Genomic DNA, 17,538 nt, shown 5'->3' on the forward strand with positions numbered 1-17,538 from the left:
CGACCACCTCCCGCGACCGCGTTCGACAGAAAGGGTCTTACCCGTGCCTCCGTCCTCTTCTGCGTCCCGGCCGTCCCTGCTGGGCGTCTTCGGCCATCCGGACGACGAGTCCCTCCTGGCCGACGGCGTCCTCGCGCAGCACGCCGCCGCGGGCGCCGCGAGCGCCGTGGTCACCGCCACTTGGGCGCCCGACAGCCACCGGGCCGGTGAACTCGCCGACGCCCTGGACATCCTGGGGGCGGGCAGGCCGCGAATGCTGGGATTCACCGACGCCCGTATCCCCGACTCCGCGCCCGGCCGGCCCCGGCTCTGCGACGCCCCGCTGGAGGAGGTGGCGGGGCTGATCGTCGAACACATCCGCGCCGTACGGCCACAGGTCGTCGTCACCCACGACGCCTACGGCCAGCTGACCGGCCACCCGGACCATCTCCGCACCCACCAGGCGACCCTGCTGGCGTTCCACGCCGCGGGCCTGGAACACCTCTACCCGCAGGCCGGGGCTCCCTGGCAGCCCGACGCGCTGTACGCCGCGACGCACCCGGATTCGGGAGTGGGCGAACTGGGTGCGCTGTTGACGCGGGTCGGCAAGAAGGTGCTCCGCGTGCCGGACGAGCACGTCACTGAGACGGTCGACGTGAGCGACTGCATGGACCGGAAGTTGGCCGCGATCTTGGCGCACCGCAGTGAAGCGGCGCGGGAGCGGCCCCTTCCCGGGATTCTCTCCCGGCTTCCCGCAGCGGAGCGGGAGTCGATCATCGCGACGGAGTACTTCACCCTCCTTGGCAGGAGGCCTGCTCCGGGCGGGGCGGTCCTCCAGCAGTCACGGTGAGCTGCTGCCGAGGGGCTTTGTCATGGCCCGGTTGACTCGGTGGTCGCGTCCGGCGACGTAGGAGGGGCAGGGCAGGTAACCGGTGCGGTGGTAGAGAGCCAGGGCGGCGGTGTTGCGCCGTCCGGTCTCCAGCATGATCCGCGTTGTCCCGCGGCTGATGGCGTGCCGTTCGAGGTGTTCGAGGAGGTACCGGCCGACTCCGTGGCCGCGGGCTTCGCCGGAGACGTACATCCGTTTGATCTCTGCGGTGTGGTCGTCGAGGAGACGTACCCCTCCGCACCCGACCGCCTCTTCGCGGACATGGGCGATGAGGAACAGGCCGCGGGGCGGGTCGAAGTCCGCCTCGGGGGTGGTGTCCGGGTCGTCGGCGAAGCTGTACAGGCCGAGTTGCTCGGCGCGCAGGGCCTGGGTCAGGCGGCGGGCGTCCGGATGGTCGTAGGGCGCGGCGGTCACGGAAGGCGTCAGGCGTATCGCGGCTGGGGCGTGGGGGGCGGTGGGCACGGAGGTCATGAACCCGATAGTGCCCTGTCGACGGCGGTGAGCGCACGGGCGCCGTCCGGTGCGCGCATGCGGGCGCCGCCGGAGCGGCGGATCCGGTGCAGGAGGTTGCGGCAGCGGATGGACTGCACGTCGGTGACCCGGTCGGAGAGTTGCCGGAGGGTGGCTGGGTGGCTTCGGGGTCGCGGGCGAGGAGGTGGGCGTGCGCAAGGTGGATGCCGTGCAGGAGGGCGGAGCGGGGGAATCCACTGGTGGGGCCGTGGTCGGTGATGTTGTCGTAGGTGCCGCGGAAGGTGGTGCCGGCAGGGGCGAGGATGATCGCGCCGGGGCGGGTGTGCCAGGAGTGTGTCTTGGCGCCGAGGTAGCCCGTACTGCGGTTCGGGCGCGCAGTTCCTCGCCGTCCATGGTGCCGTCCGCCCGTACGGGAACGGTCACGCGGGTCATGCGCAGGCGACGGGCGATTTTGCGGACGCTGTAGTGGGCCTGGTCGGAGGTGTAGATGGGGGCATGGGGCAGGCGGTCGCAGGCGAGGTGCAGGCCTCGTTCGATGCCTTCGGCTCTGCCGCTGGTCACGTATCCGTACGCGGCGCCGAGGGAGGTCTCGGCGCATTCGGCGAGGAAGGCCACGACGGCGAGTTCGTGCTGCTTGGACGAGACGCCGCTTCCGTCCGGGCTGTCGGGGTCGCCGACGTGGTTGACGGACACGTCAAGCAGTGCGGCCAGGTCGTGGTCGCGGAAGTCCAGCGCGCCTGGATAGCCCAGGACACGGGACTGTTCACGCCTGAGGGTGTCGGCCCAGGCGCGGAGGCTGTGCCGGTCGGTGTTCGGATCCGCCGAGGTCACACCGATGCGCAGCGCGGGATCAACACCCGGGCCTGCGGGAGCTGTTGCCGGATGCGTGGGCTGTCCGTCGCGGTCTTCCTGCGCATCCTCCAAGTTGGCGGGATTGGTGGGGTGGGTGGTCATCGGGTCGCCTCGGGGGCTTCGGCGCGGGTCGCCAGGGCCAGCGCGTACAGGCCGTCGGGGTCTTTCCACAGGCGGTCGAGTTTCAGCCCGGACAGGGCGAGTTCGCGGGTGAGGCCGTCGTCGCGGAACTTCGCGGAGATCTCGGTGCGCAGGTCCTCCCCGGCGGTGAAGGCGACTTCCAGGTCGAGGGCGGCGATCTTCACCCTCTGGCGGGTGCGGGAGCGCAGCCGCATCTCGATCCACTCCTGCCGCGGGTCCCAGACGGCGACGTGGTCGAAGGTGTCCGGGTCGAAGGCGGCGTCCAGTTCGCGGTTGATGACCGTCAGGACGTTCTTGTTGAACGCGGCCGTCACTCCGTCCCGGTCGTCGTAGGCGGCGATGAGGGTGTCCTCGTCCTTGACCAGGTCGACGCCCAGCAGCAGACCGTCCCCGGGAAAGAGGAGGGAGCGCAGGCTCGACAGGAGTCCGGCGCGTTCGACGGGCAACAAGTTGCCGATCGTGCCGCCGAGGAAGGCGATCAGTCTGGGCCGGGGTGTACCCGGCAGGTACAGGCCGGCGGTGAAGTCCCCGATCAACGCGTGGACGGTCAGGCCTGGTCGCTCAGCGAGCAGGGTGTGTCCGGCCTGGACGAGGGTGCTCTCGCTGACGTCGAGGGGCACATAGGCCTCCAGGTCGGGCATCGCGTCCAGGAGGTAGTGGGTCTTCTCCGAGGAGCCGGAGCCCAGTTCGACCAGGGTCCGGGCGCGGGTGGCGGCGGCGATGTCGGCGGCCCGAGTGCGCAGGATGTCGCGCTCGGTACGGCCGGGGTAGTACTCGGGAACACCGCTGGTGATCCGCTCGAACAGCTCGCTGCCGTGGGCGTCGTAGAACCACTTCGGCGGCAGCCACTTGGGGGAGGCTTTCAGCCCGCGGAGGACGTCGTCGCGCAGGGCGGCCCGCACGGCGTACTCGGGTGTCGTACGGGTCATCAGAAACGGACTCATGCGGTTCTCCTTCGATGGAGGGGCGGGGGCGGCCGGTCAGGCAGGACCGGGACCGGGTGATGTGGGGGTGAGGCGAGTGCGGGTGGTGGCCAGCATCAGCGCGGCGCAGGCGGCTGCGGCCGGGAGCACGAGAGCGCTGTGGGTCGCAACGGCGACCGCGGTGCCGAGCGCGCAGCCCGCATCCAGCGCCGCCACCAGCAGCGCATGTGACTGGATGGCGTGTCCGGGCGGGGCGAGGAGGCCGGTCAGCGTGTAGCCGGCGGCGAGCAGCGGCGCCAAAACCGCTCCCGGCAGCGCGACCGCGAACACAGCCCAGACCGGATGCGGCGTGGTCAGCGCAGGCAGCCAGCCGGCCGCGAACACGGCGGCCAGTACGGTCAATTGGCGAGTGGTGCCGCCGGGCCAGGCACGGGCGCCGTAGGCGAGCCCGCCCACGAATGAAGCGCACGACAACGCCGCAGGCAGGGCAGGAGACAGCGCCGGTGCATGAAGCTGCCCGGCCTGCTGGACCGCGAGCGGAGTGAGCGCGCCGATGGGGATCCCGACGCAGCCCATCGCGAGGTAGAAGATCCGCAACCCTCTGCACTGCAGGGGCACCCACCATCCGGCGTGCCCCTTCGCACACTTTTGGGGTAAGCGGGTGGTCGCGGGCAGGGTGCAAACGAACAGACCGGTGCCGGCCGCGCCGACGACAGCCGCTGCGGCCAGGGTCCAGCCACCCGACGCGGTGACGGTCAGCACCCCGACCAGCAACGGGGCGGTGATGTGGAGAAGTTCCTGCGTCGCGGAGTCCAACGCGAGAGCCACCCGCTGATGGGCGAGTGACGGCATCATCCCACGCGCGCCGAACCGGGCACGCAGCGCGGCGTCCAGCGGCGGATGGGCCAGGCCCGCAACGGCCACGAGCCCAGCCGCAGGACCCGGCTCCCGGACCCCCGCCGCCAAGACGGCCATCGCCATGCTGCTTGCCGTCGCAGACACCGCCAGGACGGCGCGCGGACCGTGCCGGTCCGCGGCCCGGGAGGTAAGCGGGCCGCCGACACCACTGGCCACCAGATACAGAGCGGCCAGCGCTCCCGGCGCGGGCACCGGGCCCAGAAGGAGAGCTAGGGGCATCATGCCCGAGGGCATCCGGCCCAGGAGCGTGCCGGCCAGCAGCCGCCGCGCGTGCGGCACCCGCAGCACGCTGCGATAGGTGGCCGGCGTGGGCGGGGTGCGGGCATCCCCGGGGACGGCGCGGTGCACGGGCACTCCTTGCACGAGGTGGGGCGAGAGAAGAAGGGGAGAGGGAGGCGGTGGCCCGGGCGGCGGGCTCAACGTGAGCAACTCGCCGCGCGCACAGGCCGGTTGACGGTGATGTCCAGGTGCGTGGCGACCTCGTCCAGGAGCAGCTCGCAGTCCGGGGCGTTGTCCGCGGTGACGACCCAGTGCGCGAGGCGGTCGGCGATCGTGGAGTGCGGAGGAGCCACCACGTGCTCGCCCGGCGATCTGCTGAGGACCACGCGGTCGACGAAGGGCAGCGCGGTCAGCCCGGGCGGGAAGCGGAGGTGGTCGAGAGTCCCGGTGACGGTCGGGTAGGCGAAGCGGATCCCGGCCGCCCTCGACCTGGTGGCCCTCAGCTGCGGTGTGGTACCGGTGGCCAGCGCGGCGGCGATCTGCGCCAGGTCGATGCCGAGCGCGTGCTGCACCAGCAGGGGCAGCAGGTCGCCGCCGAGCCTGCCATTGATCTCGACGATCCGCGGACCCGAGACGGTCAGCATCACCTCGATGCACAGCACCCCGCAGGTCAGGCCCAGCGCACCGACCGCGGCACTGATCACGTGAGCGAGGTCCTCGTCGTCCAGCAGCGGGTCGTTCGCATCGACGATGTGCCCGGACTCCTGCGTGGTCCCGGCCGGTGAAGGCGCCTTGCGAGTGACGGCAAGCATGTGGGCCTGCCCAGGTCCCAGGACAGCGGTCTCCACGCTGATTTCCGTGCCCTCAAGGAACTCCTCCACCAGGACGCCGCGCGGCCCGTACTGCTCCAGTCCGTGCAGCGTTCCGGCGCGGGCCTGCTCATAGGCGGCCCGGACCTCGGCATCGTTGTCGGCACGCACGACGCCGACGCTCGCCGCCAGCGACCGTGGTTTGACCACGACCGGGTAGCCGATCGCGTTGGCGTGCTCGACGGCCCGGTCAGCACTGGTGGCCTGCCGGGCGTGCGCGGAGGGCACGGCGGGCCGGGCGTCGGCCAAGCGCTGGCGCGTGAGGGCCTTGTCCCGGCAGGCGGCCATCGCTTCCGGGCTGCTGCCCGGCAGGTCGAGCAGCTGGGCGATCTCGGCCGCGGCGACCACGTGGTGTTCCAGGTAGGTCATCACCCCGGTGATGCGGTTGTCCGGCACGACCTCCTTGACCGCGGCCGCCACGGCGGCGGTGTCGCTCAGGTCGGCCGGGATGTGACCGGCCACGTATGGCGCGGTCCAGTCGGGTACGGCGTCGTCGACGAGGACGATCCGGTGTGCGGCCGCGATCCGGGAGAGCACGAACTCGCGGTAGGGGGCGCCGTCGGGGCCGCCCGATCCGAGCAAGAACAGAGAGGGGTGTGGGGACACAGAAGACTCCAGGTCAGGGGATGTGGTCACGCCGGAATCGGGGGCCGGTATCGGCACGCCCCATGGCAGGAAGGGTTCTTCGAACCCGGGGTGGCTCGCCGGCATCAGGCGAGGAACTCGCGCGGGGTTGAGCAGTTCCTGGGGCGCTGGCCGTTCTTCACAACGCACACCTGGATCCGGTAGTGCGAGCCGTCGATCAGGTCGAAGGTGGTGGGCGTGCACTTGCCGTTGTTGAGGTCGTCAGCGGCGCGGGTGACCAGGGAGTCATTGACCGTCAGGATCTGGACCAGAGCTTTGTAGCCGTCGGTCCTGATGTCGCAGGCGGTGATCGTGTCGCCGACACGGGTGAAATAGCCCTTCGCCCCGCGGCCGTTGGAGTACCACCATCCGGAGTCCGCGGAGGCCGGGGTGGCGCCCACGACCAGCGCGATCGATCCGGCCAGGGCAGCCAAGGGCAGCAGACGGACGGCGAGAGGGGAGCAACGCGTAGTGCTCATGGAAGGAGACTTTGTCGTGTTCGCTGAGCTCAGTGAGTGATGGAGGCTGCCGGGCCGGGCGCGGGCGGGGCATGAGGACGGCGAGCGGCAGGCACAGGGCGGCGCCGAGCAGGCCGCAGGAGGCGATCAAGCCAGCGACAGTGGGGTGACCGCCGTGGGCCAGTGCCCACCCGCCGAGGAGGAGGGCGCACAGCACTGCGGCGGCAAGGGTCGTGCCCCAGATCCCCGCATACAGGGCCCGGCTTCCGGGTGGGCTGATGCGGTTGAGGACGTCGGAAGCCGCGACGAACACCACGATCTCGCCGGACACCGCACACGCGACGGCGAGGCTGTAGCCGGTCGTGGAGGTGGCCAGGCTGGCCGAGCCCATCCCCACGCCCAGGACCAGCCCGCTCATGCTGGTGCCGTAGAGGGCCGGGCCGTGACGGTCGCCGGAGTGGACGACGAGCTCCGGCAGGTAGGGATGGAGTTCGGGACTGGAGGTGATCTTGAAGGCGAGGCCAGCGTAGGTGCCGCGGCGGTGCTGGCTCCGGAATTCGTGGCTGGTGCTGCTGGAGGGGAAAGTCGCGATGAACTCGTCGAGGTCTGCGCCGACGCGGACGCGGTGGGCCCAGTACAGGACGACTTCGGCGTCGGGGGTGCGGGCCTGTCGCACCAGGGTGGGCTCGGCGGGGAGCGCGACCACCGAGAAGTGCCACATGCTCGTCACGGCACGGGAGTTGGGGCGCAGGGTGGTCATGGTCGTGGTCGGATCTCCGGGTTCGGTGATCGGGGTGCGGCGGGTGCCGGGCCGTCGGGACGGCGTCGCGAGGGCGGTCATGTGCTCGTGGCGAGGACGGCGGGGCGGGTGACGGCGGGCGGCCGGGGAAGCCGGCGGGCGAGTGCGGCCGGGTCGCCGTTGTAGTGCAGGGCCTGCAGGCCGAGCTGCTTGGCGGCTTCGACGTTTTCCAGCCGGTCGTCGACGAACAGGGTCTTTGAGGGGTGGGGCATTCCGGCGGCCTCGAGCGCGGCCTCGTAGGCCCGCCTGTCGGGCTTGTTCACTCCGATACGGGCGGAGTAGACGGTCCGGCTGAACAAGGTGGCGCACCATTCGGCGTCGTCGAGAGCGTCTGCCAGCGGTTTGGGCGCGTTGGACAGGAGTACGAGACGCAGTCCGGTGGCGTGGGCTGTGCGCAGGAGATCCAGCACGGCGGGGTCCGTGGCGGTCCACATGTCGGTGTCGGCGCGGCCCAGGTCGGCGAGGAGGGTGCTGCCCGCAGGCGCGGTGCGCCCGCTGCGCAGCAGTCCGCTCCAGAACCTCTGGGTTTCGGTAATGCCCTGGTCGTAGGGTTCCCGCCACTGCCAGAACGCCTGTTGGAAGGCGTGGGTCTCGTGGGGGTGCCATCCCGCGAGTTCGGCGAGCCGGGTCCACTGGGCCGAGCTGGGCTGGCGTCCGATGACCCCGTTGTAGTCGAGGATCACGGCCTCGAGATCGGCGCCGTTGGGAGTGGTGGGCTGGGAGGCGGTCAACGGGACTCCAGGGCTCGGTAGGAGGCGAGGGCGACGGCCGCCGCCAGGACGACGGGCAGGGCCAGTGCGGTGGTCAGGCTGGTGAAGGAGGCAATCGCTCCGATGGCGGCCGGTCCGGCGAGCAGGCCGAGGTAGCCGGTCGCGGCGACGGTGCCCACCGCGCGTGGTCCTCCTCGCCCGGCGGCGGTGATGAGGGAGGGCATGGCCGTGGACAGGCCGGCTCCGAGGGCCATCCAGCCGAGCAGGGCGGCCGGTGTGCTGCCGGCGATCAGTGCGGCGCCGAGGCCGGCGGCGGCCAGGGTGGCGCCGACGCGCACCAGGACGGGCGCTCCGTAGCGGCTGGTCAGGCGATCGCCCGCGAGCCGGCCCGCAGCCATGGCGGCGCTGTAGAGCGCGTAGGCAGCGGCCGCTGTTGCCTCGGAGCTGTGGAGGGAGTGCAGGTGCACCGCCGACCAGTCGGCGGCAGCGCCTTCGGCCAGCAGGCACCCAGCGGCCAGGGCACCGAGCAGCCACACCGTGGCGTGGGCGGTCTGCGTCGGCTTGGCCTCGTCCGGGTCCGCTTCGGTGTGTTCGGGGGCATGGTCGAGGGCGGTTGCCGCTCGCACGCCCGGTACCGCGGTGAGCGCGGCGAGAACCGTGAGGGCGCCGATCATCACGAACAGCACGTTGTGGGGCATCCAGGTGGTCACGGACGCGAGCGCGGCCCCGCACAGTGCACCGATCGAGTAGGCAGCGTGCAGCCCGGACATGATCGGCCGCTGGAAGGCGAGCTCGCAGTGGACGGCAGAGACGTTGCAGCCGACGTCCAGCAGCCCGTGGGCGAGGCCGAAGACGACCGCGCCCACGATCAGGGTCGGCAGAGTTCGGCACTGGCCGAGGAGTGCCAAGGCGAGGCCGAAGATGATGGCGGGGACGATCAGCAGCCGGGAGGGGCCGTGCCGGTGGGCCAGGCGCCCGCCGAGCTGGAGTCCGGCGACCATGCCGGCTGCGGCGCCGAGGAGGACGAGCGACAGATGGCCTGGGCCGAGGTTGGCCGCGCGCTGGACGGCGGGCATCCTCGTGCCCCAGACCGCCATGACCAGACCCAGTACGGCGAAGACGCCGAGCAGCAGTCGTCGATCGCTTGTCGGCGGTGCGGACTGCGCGGCCGGTGCGACCGTGGTCATCGGCCTGCCCCCGGCGTGGGTGTGGGCGAGACGGTCGACACGGCGGGCCAAGGCCGCGGTGATGCCCACGAGTTGGGCCGCGTGCTGCTGTGTCTCATGGTCGGTTCTCCGGTTCGGCGGTCAGGAAGCGGCGGGGACCGGGCCGGTGGCCGCACGGGCGGCCGTGCGGCGATGGGTGAGCCCGCGAACGAGTGGGTCGGCGGGCCGTTCGTGGCCGGGCCGGTGATGGGGGTGGTGAGCGGGATGCGGGCCGGTCTGTCAGCCGGCCAGCTGGTAGAGGCCGTCGTCGCGCACCCAGCCCCTGGTGCCCTTGGGGATGCCGGACTTGGAGCGCTGGGTGAGCTGGCTGTAGTCCCAGCTGCCGCGGCTGCACAGCACCGTCAGCTTGTCGCCCCTGTACAAGTAGCCCCTGCTGGCGTAGGCGGTGGACGGGCCGGTCCGGTAGTTCCAGCCGTTCTTGGCCACGGTGGCGCCGAAGTTCGACCAGTTGACGGTGCACTTGCTGCTCTCACCCACGGCGTGCGCGGCGGGGGCGGAGGTCACGGTCAGGGTGGCAGCGGCCGCGAGTGCGAGGCCGGCGGGGGCAACCGAGCGGAGGGCGAGATTGCGGATCATCGTGAAGCGACCTTTCGAAAGGGAGAAAGGGGCGCGGGGTCTGCCCGCGCCCAGCGCCAGGGCGTGGCCATAGGCATGCGCGACGGTGGCCCCTGAGGCAGGACGGCCGACGCAATGCCGTCCTGCCGGGGCCGGGAAGAGTCACGTCCGGGTGCCCACTGCACCAGGCGCGGCAGAGCGGGGTACGCGGGCAGGCAGGGCGTTGTCCGGGAGGCGCGCGGCCGGGTGCAAAGGCCTTCACCAGAGGGCCTGTTGCCGAGGCGCCATGCGCGGCGCGGCAGGAGCAGCTGCTGGGAGGCCGCCTTGCTCCTGCTGCGCGCCGCTCGCTCGGGGGAAGGAACTCTTCCCCGGGCGGAAGGGCCAGCCATGGATCTGGTAAATCCGTGACCGGCTCGGACGCGCCGTCGGGCGTGGTCGGGTGCTAGCCGCTCAGCCCGGCTGCGCCGATGTCCTGCATGCGGGCCAGCTCCGCCCGGAAGCATCGGCGGTGAGCCGACACGGTGGTGCTCGGTGCCGGCTGGTCCGTCGCGTGATTGGAGGTCATGCGGTTTGCCCCGTCTGGCTCGGGGGACCCTGGGCTCAGGAAAATGCAGTGGTCACGCTGTTGTCGCGCGGCGCACTGGTCTATCCTCAGCACCGTCGGCGTGGTCCAACACGCCGGTGGAAGGCCCCAGTGGGTTCCTCAGATCTGCTGGTGGTGACTCTGCTAAGAGTCGTTCTGCACAGGCCCTGGCAGGGGCCTGGTTTTGCGCTGGCGAGAGCGGGTGCCGGGACGGTAGTTGGAACCGCCTTCTGGTGCCCGCCTCCTGGTGCGTGCGGCGGGTTCACCGCCGCTGGCCATATCGGCTTCCCCGTGGGCGGTTTCGGTGTGAGCCTCACTCACCTCGTAGTTGGCCGGGCCTGCATCGGCAACGCTAGGCATATGCGTGCGGCGATGCCATTTCGCCGGTGCACAAACTGGCCGTTGGCACCTGTCGGCATTGCACCAGTCGGCCACATGCCAGCGCGGAAGTGCACCTTCCTCATGACAGGGGTGTCGTGGGTGCACATTTTTCCGGCCGCGCGCATAGCTCATCGAACACCTGGCAAACTTCCGCCCCACCCTCAACACCTAGCCGCGACAGGCGAGCTGGCCGATAGATAGATTTCCCGGTGCGCTCTTGAGGTGGTGTGTGGGGGGGGAGATTACCCCCTGACGAACCGCATTTCCTCGTGTCTTTCTTGGTACCGCGAGGCGTTCGTGGTAGCCCTCCGATGTGATCGACCTTCCCGCCGAGCCGATGCTGGCGACTCCCGTCGAAACGTTTACTCTTCCATTGAACTGGTTCGCCGAACCGAAATGGGACGGCTTCCTGGCGTTCGCGGCACACGGGGCTGCCGGTCATACGGTGCTGCGCTCTCGAACAGGCAGTGATCTGTCCGCGGCCTTTCCGGAGATCATCGCAGCCCTTCGGCGATTTCCCTTTTCCGTCGTCTTCGACGGCGAATTGGTCGTGTGGAAGGAGACCAGGCTCGCGTTCGAGCGGCTCACGCAGCAGTTGCACCGCCGGGGCGCCGCCACCCAGCAGGCCGCTGCAGCCCAGCAGGCCCACTTTGTCGTGTTCGACCTGCTCCACGTCCAGGGCCAGAGCCTGCGCGAACGTCCATACGTCCAGAGGCGGCGGGCACTCGAGACCCTGTTCCAGCGGGAGGGGCTGACCGTGCCGTGGACGTTGGGGCCGTCAACAAACGATGCCGAAGTGGCCCGAGGGTGGCTGGCCTGGTCCGTGGCCAGCGTGGAAGGCTGCGTGTTCAAGGACGGCGGCGAACGCCATCGGCCAGGAGCACGCTCCTGGCGGAAGTGGGTGCGCGACACCCTGGAGATGATCGTCGGTGCGTTCACTGGAGCGCCTCGCCGTCCCAGGAGCCCGCTGCTCAGTCGGCACGACTCGGACGGACGACTGCAGTATGCGGGACGCACGAGTGCCGTGCCGGGAGTTCAGGCTCAGGTCATGGGCGGTTTCTTGCGCCCGGTGCAGGAGGATCACCCGTGGGCCGGGTGGTCTTCCTCCGCCAGCTGGGGTTCGCGGGATAAACTGCAGGTGTCTCTGGTCGTTCCGGAGACCGTCGTCGAGATCAGCGCGGATGTCTCGCGGGGCGCTCGCGGCCGTCTCCACCCACCCTGCGCGCTTTGTGCGGGTGCGTGCGGACATGGCTGCCAAAGACGTGTCACCCCCTCGAGCTGCGAAGGCCGGCCACATGAGGGAAGAAAAGTGGAGTCCCAGGCCGAGTTCTTCTGTCACGCCTCGGCGGTCAGCTGGCGACGACGGACAGCCCTTGCTGATCTGAGCGCAGATCGGGCTGGCCCGTGACGACATGCAGTGAGAACTGCAGATCGCGAACGCCCGCGAGCGTGGCCAGATCACGCTGCATGTGGTCCTCTACGGCGCGCAGGTGGGAACGCACTGTGACTTCGGAGAGACCGAGCGCGCGGGCTGCGGGCACGACGTGTGTGTCGAAGGTGAGCCAGGCGAGCGCCGTGGACTGAAGGTCACGCCGGTCTGCCTGGACGGGTCTGACCATGGCCTGTGCCCAGGCGTGCACCTGGGGCGTGTCCAACAGCCGCGCCAAGGATGGCGGTTCCGAACCGGTCAGCCGCGGCGAAGCGGAAATCTCTCGCTGCGTGACCAGTTCCATGGCCAGGGCGACGGCGATGCGGTCGCTTATCGACCCGAAGTCCATGCGCAGGACTTCGGCGGCTCGTGAGGCGCGGCGCATCACCGTGTTGCGATGCAGGCGCAGCCGGCGGGCGGCCACCGTGTAGGGGTAGGCGAGGGCGGCCGGAAGGGTCTCGCGCATGGACTCCCACTGCGTCTCGTCGCGCATCAGCGGGTGCAGCAGGCAGCGGGCCCAGTTTTGCGCTTCAGCCTGCGACAGGAGACTGACGAGATCGGAGCCGTGCACGGAGAGGACCACGGAGTCCGGTTGGAAGGCGGCAAACTTCTGGGCGGTGATGGCCTCGTGAAGTGCGTCGGCAAGCAGAGTCATGGAGTAGACCCCGCTGCCGCCCAGTAACGAAGGGGGCCCCAGTGCGGCCACCAGCCGGGTGAGTTCGACAGAGACCTCCGCACCGGTGTCTTCGTCGGAACGGATCGGATGAACGATCAGGATCCGCCGGTTGTTTCGCGGGTCAGGGACGACAAGAACTTGCTGGCCGACGGCTGCGCTGCAGCGGCGCGCAGCCAGGTCCCGGCGTGCCTGCTGGGTCTCCACAACGAAGACACGGGCGGTTTCCGTTTCCAGAAGTCCGGGCGCCAGATTGGCCATGACGCGCCGCGCCTTTTCTACCTCGCCGTCCAGAAGCAGCTCGAACGCTGCGCTGCGTGCCGCGTGGGAGGCGTCGGAGGCTGCCCGGTACTCGCGGTGCGCCTGGTCGACGAGGCCCAGCAGTTTTGCCGCATGCCGCAGCAGACGCAAGTCCGCCTCGTCGAATGGGGTTCGGCGGGCCACCGCAAGGACGGTGTCCGCGGCCGAGGTCGGGGCCAGCGAGATGAGCTGGGTGTGGGGTCCGGAAAGCGTCTCGGGGAGAATTCCGTCGACCGACTGCCGGATGATGGCTTGGGCCAACTGCTCGGCGGCAGTGGCCGGTGAGGCGGCGAGGACGCGCTCCGGTTCGCTGACCAGCACCTGGCAGTCGAGGGCCGGGGCAAGCCAGTCCGCGATGCGCTGCATGGCCCGGGCATCGGCCAGTTGGGCCGGCAGTTCCTGTACGAGCGAGCTGAGTTGGGCAGCGCGGCGCTCGGCGAACATCAGGCGGGACTGCTGGATCTCCTCGTGCATACTTTCCCAGAACTCGGCGGGCGCGGCTGTAGTGAGCAAGGCGATGCCAAGCCGGGCGGCCCGGTCCACGATGTCCGGAGGGAACGGATGGCGCGCGCCGGGGGCAACCCTCACGGCCAGACCTGCGCCGCCCTCCCGGCTCATCCGCTGGAGCAACAGCTCGATCACCGGCGTGATGCGGCCGCGGAGGCGAAAGGGCGACGTGCCAGTGATCAGGACGAGCGAGCCATCGGGCAGAACTGACGGGACTCCGCCTTCCAGCAGTTGTTCCGGAGTCACCGTCACCACGCCGTTGATCTCCCTGGCCTGGGCACGCCGGGAACCGCTTGCCGCGAATGTCAGTTCGAGTTCAGGCTTGTCGGTGGACAGTGAGCCCAGGGTCGGCATGACGCACTCCTCGGGAGTTGGGACGAGGTCGTGTAGCGCCCCTGGCACCGGCTGGCCGGCACGGGCGCGCGGCGATCACGGGCTCATGGTTTCGCTCCCGTCAACCCGCACTGCCGACCGTGGAGGCACACCCTGGCACACCGACGAGGAACGGCCACGGATGTGGTGCGGCAGTCCACTTGAGGTGGCGCCCCGCCTGAGGTGCCGCAGTGCGGGCGCGGACCGCACGTACCCGACTGAGAGCCACGCGACGGCAAGGGCGATCCGGCAGTCTTCCCCCGGCTGCCGCATCCTTGCCGCCCATCTGTCCGAGAGGCCGGGGAGCAGTTGGCTCAGCAGATGACTACTGTCGTGCGAACCCGCCGTGCTCGGGGCTGACCCGCGCACCGCGTGAATGGGCATCTCCGGCACCACGACGTCATGTCGACTCACATCCCTGGAGCCCACGCTGGCAGTCGCCAAAGGCTTAGCTGAGGGCCTCCCCCTCTTCGGAGCCCAGGGCAGCTTTCCTGATAGGTCCCCGCGTCGGGCATCGCGAAGCTCCGCGCATAGCCACATCGACGGCGACCGGCAGTTACATATCGCGCCAAAATGGGATGAAGCAAGCCACTGCGGGTTACGGGCCTGGATGGACATTCGCCGGGTTTCCCGTAAGGCGGCCAGCCCGTCTCGTCCGATGCGTCGACGCTCCTGCGCCCGGCCGGACCCTCGGTCTCTTGCCGCCGCACCAGACCCTGGACTCGTGGGGCCTATCGCCGGCGTCGCAGCCGAAGTCCGACCTCCTACCGTTTCAGGTCTTCCCCCCGGGTTGCAGATGAGGTGGACGTCTTCATCGTGCGGCACGGGTCTCCTCCGTCGATGCCCAACCTGCGGAGGACCGTCACGCACGGCCTGGTTCATCCCGCCATGACCACATCGCAAGTCAGGCAGAAGAGTCCCGGCACCGGCTGGCGACCTGGCGAATCCGCGAAAAATTGTCTGAGCGCCCAGTTTATCAAGGCGCCTCACATGATGACGTTCCGAGCGACAGAGCGCAACCGTCCAAGCTGAGCCCCCAAGCGACAGTGACAAACTTGTTTCATCGGCCAGGCTCCGACTGTCCAATCACCTAACGTGAGGTTCGTCCTGCCAGCCGTGTAGGACACGCAGCGCGTCCTCAGACCGCTGTGCAACAAGGACGGACCGCGTTGTCCGCAGACCAGGAGGGACTAGAACGGTGGCGCAGCCCAAGCAGGAACGTTCCACAAGGACTCGGGCTGAGCTGCTGCGCGCAGCGGCAGAGCTGTTCGCCGAACGCGGACTTGCCGGGACGTCCCTTCCTGAAATCGCCGCCCGGGTAGGGGTGACGAGATCTCTGATTCACTATCACTTCGCCAAAAAGAGCGACATAGCAGCGCAAGTACTGGACCTGGGCTTCGTGACGATGGGTGAGTCAGACATAGATGACGACACGCTGCATCTGCAGAGAGTGATCGATGCGGCGACGTCCCTGGCCGTGCTGACCCCAGAGGTGACAGTGATCCGGGCCGCGAACCGGCTGGGCACCGAACAGGGCGAAGAGTTCTTCGGTCGGCAGCAGAAGTACTACATCCCAGCCGTCAAGGAGGTCTTGGAGGCGGCGAAGAGGGCAGGTGAGCTTCTCCCCGGCGTGGAGTGTGAGGCCCAGGCCAAACTGTGGGTCAACAGCTACACGGGCACCGAGCTGGCGACCCGCCACCATCCGGAAACGCTGCCTCGGGAGATCGCAGAGATGAATCTGGCCCTCGCCCGAGGCATCGCCACGCCCGAGACCATGGGGAGATTGGACTTCAGCATCGAGCGGGGCCAGCGTTTGGCTGAGAAGAGTCCCTTGCTCACAGCAGCGCGCGAGGCAGCGCTGAAGGATGGCTGACCCGGCCGAACCCCTCGCAGCGGCCTCGCGCTGGAGGCCTCCGTCGTCCCAGGACGACGCCCTCGAGCTGCATCACCTCACAGCGTGTGCCGCCGGCCCAGCTCGACCGGGATCTTCCCGTAGCCGACGATAATCCAAGAGTCGATCTGCCGGAGGTCCGATGGCGGTACCGCCAGACGAGACTCGGGATACCTCTCAAACCAACGGCGGACGGCTATTTCGATCTCCTTGCGGGCGAGCCCGGCTCCTGGGCAGCTGTGGGGGCCGTAGCCGAAAGCCAGGTGCCGAACGGGCGATCGGGTGACGTCGAAGCTGTCAGCGCTGCGGGGGCACTGTTCTGGGTGACGGCCCGCGGTACCGAAGTTGATGAGTATTTCTTCGCCGCGAGTGAAGCGTGCTCCTGTCTCTAGATCGTTGAAGTCGTCCACGGCGAACCTCAACGGCACCCACTCGACGGGCGGCCGGTATCGGAGGCTTTCGTTCACCGTCTGTTCCCAGGTCACTCCCCCTGAGGTCACCAGGAACCGCTGGTCGGGTTGGCACATGAGCTGGACAAGGAGATTGCCGATGCCGTGGACGGTAGTCTCGATCCCGGCAGAGACCACCAGCATGAGCTGATCACGCAGCTGGGTGTCCGACAGTCTCGGGGTCCCCGCGTCGGCCTGCCGGATCAGGTCGGTCGTGAAGTCGTCAGCAGGTGCGGCACGATCATTGTCACGCTTGTCGCGTACCAGTCCGTCCAGGAGTTGGGTGAGACGCTCCATGCGCCCCTTCGCCTCCGTGGACGTCACCCCGGTCTCGAATACGCCAGCAATGGCGTCCCTGAAGTCCTTGTGCTTGTCCGGAGCGATGCCGAGAAGGCGGGTGGTGATGAGCAGCGGTACTCGCATGGCGAAGGCCTCCACGGCATCGACGATGCCCGTGTCGGCCGTGAACTGGTCGAGGAGGCTGCTCACGACCTCTTCGATCACCGGCACCATCGCCTCGACACGCCTGGTGGACAAGGCGCTCTGAATGGGTGCACGCAACCGACGATGCTCGCTTCCTTCACTGTTCAGGGCGCTCTCCACGCAAACCCAGTTCCTCGTAACCCCCTCGACTGCACGAGAGCCGTCGGAGTATCCCGGCCAGTGACGGGGATTTCGGCTGACGAGAGGGCTCGTGAGCATGCGACGAGCCAGTCCCGGATCGACTACCGCCCGCACGCTCAGCCCGTCGGGCAGGTCGACCAAGGGAGCTGGCCCAAAGCTCCCGATCGCACGCGCCACCCCGAGAGGGTCTCGGTCGGCGTGGCTGCCGATGCGGATAGGGCACTCTCCGCCTGGCACGCTCCCTCCAGCAGGGGCACTCCAGTTCATCTGAACATCCGAGTCCGCGACCGCATTCGCGGCATGCTCATCATCAAAGGACACTGCGTCTCTCCCCAGTCATCGCAGACGCGCCTCTTCAGAGCCGTGTCTGCAAGCCCCTGGTACCGGGCTACCCGGTACCAAAACTGTCTGAGCGCCCAGTTTTACAGACGCGGGTGCAGTCCGCCCAGTGGCTTGGCAGCCTCAAGCTCAGATTCAGATGGCTGGTTTGTTTCGGTTTTGGGCGACTGGATCGAGTGACTGTTGCTCGTGCTGTGCGGCGTCTTTCGCGGCAGAGTGGCCTGCTGGAGTGTCAGCGGCCAGTTCGGAATCCCCACGTACGGCCAGTTGTGATGTCACTCTTGGTTACGGCCCGGGCTCGACGTCTGACCCGATCGGTCACATGCGGATGAACGCGACCGGTTGTCGGGCCACGTC

Annotated in this window: 14 protein-coding genes; 3 read left to right on the top strand and 11 right to left on the bottom strand. The window is 69.2% G+C overall.

Annotated features, from left to right (window positions below):
- Positions 1 to 43: 43 nt before the first annotated feature.
- A complete protein-coding gene (locus tag ACFPIH_RS52425) occupies positions 44 to 829 on the top strand; it encodes a PIG-L family deacetylase (RefSeq protein WP_381167487.1) in 786 nt (261 codons plus the stop codon).
- On the opposite strand, the gene ACFPIH_RS52430 is transcribed toward ACFPIH_RS52425, so the two are convergent.
- From ACFPIH_RS52430 to ACFPIH_RS52470, 9 genes are all read right to left on the bottom strand, one after another.
- Positions 821 to 1,339 (bottom strand): GNAT family N-acetyltransferase, encoded by a 519-nt coding sequence (locus ACFPIH_RS52430; RefSeq protein ID WP_381167489.1) that lies wholly within the window; start codon positions 1,337 to 1,339, stop codon positions 821 to 823. The two genes, ACFPIH_RS52425 and ACFPIH_RS52430, sit on opposite strands and share 9 nt — an antisense overlap.
- 950 nt (positions 1,340 to 2,289) lie before the next feature.
- The gene (gene egtD, locus ACFPIH_RS52435) at positions 2,290 to 3,276 is read right to left on the bottom strand and encodes an L-histidine N(alpha)-methyltransferase (protein ID WP_381167491.1); all 987 of its coding nucleotides are present in this window, start codon (positions 3,274 to 3,276) and stop codon (positions 2,290 to 2,292) included.
- Positions 3,277 to 3,312: 36 nt separating this feature from the next.
- Entirely contained in the window at positions 3,313 to 4,527 is a 1,215-nt protein-coding gene (locus ACFPIH_RS52440; protein WP_381167493.1) for an MFS transporter, read from the bottom strand.
- Positions 4,528 to 4,589: 62 nt separating this feature from the next.
- A complete protein-coding gene (locus ACFPIH_RS52445; RefSeq protein WP_381167495.1) occupies positions 4,590 to 5,843 on the bottom strand; it encodes an ATP-grasp domain-containing protein in 1,254 nt (417 codons plus the stop codon).
- Positions 5,844 to 5,971: 128 nt separating this feature from the next.
- Positions 5,972 to 6,364: a Rossmann-fold NAD(P)-binding domain-containing protein gene (locus ACFPIH_RS52450; RefSeq protein ID WP_381167497.1), complete on the bottom strand. Its 393-nt coding sequence runs from the start codon at positions 6,362 to 6,364 to the stop codon at positions 5,972 to 5,974.
- An 816-nt stretch (positions 6,365 to 7,180) separates the two neighbouring features.
- Positions 7,181 to 7,873 carry an HAD family hydrolase gene (locus tag ACFPIH_RS52455; RefSeq protein WP_381167499.1) on the bottom strand — a complete coding sequence of 231 codons (693 nt, stop codon included), beginning with the start codon at positions 7,871 to 7,873 and terminating at the stop codon, positions 7,181 to 7,183.
- Positions 7,870 to 9,039, bottom strand: coding sequence for an MFS transporter (locus ACFPIH_RS52460; protein ID WP_381167539.1), 1,170 nt, complete (start codon positions 9,037 to 9,039; stop codon positions 7,870 to 7,872). The genes ACFPIH_RS52455 and ACFPIH_RS52460 overlap by 4 nt, the downstream gene beginning before the upstream one ends.
- Before the next feature lie 258 nt (positions 9,040 to 9,297).
- Positions 9,298 to 9,654 (bottom strand): SH3 domain-containing protein, encoded by a 357-nt coding sequence (locus tag ACFPIH_RS52465; protein WP_381167501.1) that lies wholly within the window; start codon positions 9,652 to 9,654, stop codon positions 9,298 to 9,300.
- A 421-nt stretch (positions 9,655 to 10,075) separates the two neighbouring features.
- Entirely contained in the window at positions 10,076 to 10,198 is a 123-nt protein-coding gene (locus ACFPIH_RS52470; RefSeq protein ID WP_381167503.1) for a hypothetical protein, read from the bottom strand.
- 712 nt (positions 10,199 to 10,910) lie between these two features.
- On the opposite strand from ACFPIH_RS52470, the gene ACFPIH_RS52475 reads away from it, so the two are divergent.
- Positions 10,911 to 12,005, top strand: coding sequence for an ATP-dependent DNA ligase (locus ACFPIH_RS52475; protein ID WP_381167505.1), 1,095 nt, complete (start codon positions 10,911 to 10,913; stop codon positions 12,003 to 12,005).
- On the opposite strand, the gene ACFPIH_RS52480 is transcribed toward ACFPIH_RS52475, so the two are convergent.
- Positions 11,947 to 13,860: a helix-turn-helix domain-containing protein gene (locus ACFPIH_RS52480; RefSeq protein WP_381167507.1), complete on the bottom strand. Its 1,914-nt coding sequence runs from the start codon at positions 13,858 to 13,860 to the stop codon at positions 11,947 to 11,949. The genes ACFPIH_RS52475 and ACFPIH_RS52480 overlap by 59 nt on opposite strands.
- A gap of 1,216 nt (positions 13,861 to 15,076) precedes the next feature.
- Between ACFPIH_RS52480 and ACFPIH_RS52485 the strand changes: the two genes are divergently transcribed.
- Positions 15,077 to 15,751 carry a TetR family transcriptional regulator gene (locus ACFPIH_RS52485; protein WP_381167508.1) on the top strand — a complete coding sequence of 225 codons (675 nt, stop codon included), beginning with the start codon at positions 15,077 to 15,079 and terminating at the stop codon, positions 15,749 to 15,751.
- A gap of 77 nt (positions 15,752 to 15,828) precedes the next feature.
- Here the strand turns inward: ACFPIH_RS52485 and ACFPIH_RS52490 are convergent, their stop codons facing one another.
- Positions 15,829 to 16,821, bottom strand: a complete 993-nt coding sequence (locus tag ACFPIH_RS52490) for a cytochrome P450 (RefSeq protein WP_381167510.1) — start codon at positions 16,819 to 16,821, stop codon at positions 15,829 to 15,831.
- Positions 16,822 to 17,538: the final 717 nt, after the last annotated feature.

This window comes from Streptomyces vulcanius, from assembly GCF_042653945.1.
Classification (GTDB): Bacteria; Actinomycetota; Actinomycetes; order Streptomycetales; family Streptomycetaceae; genus Streptomyces; species Streptomyces mangrovi.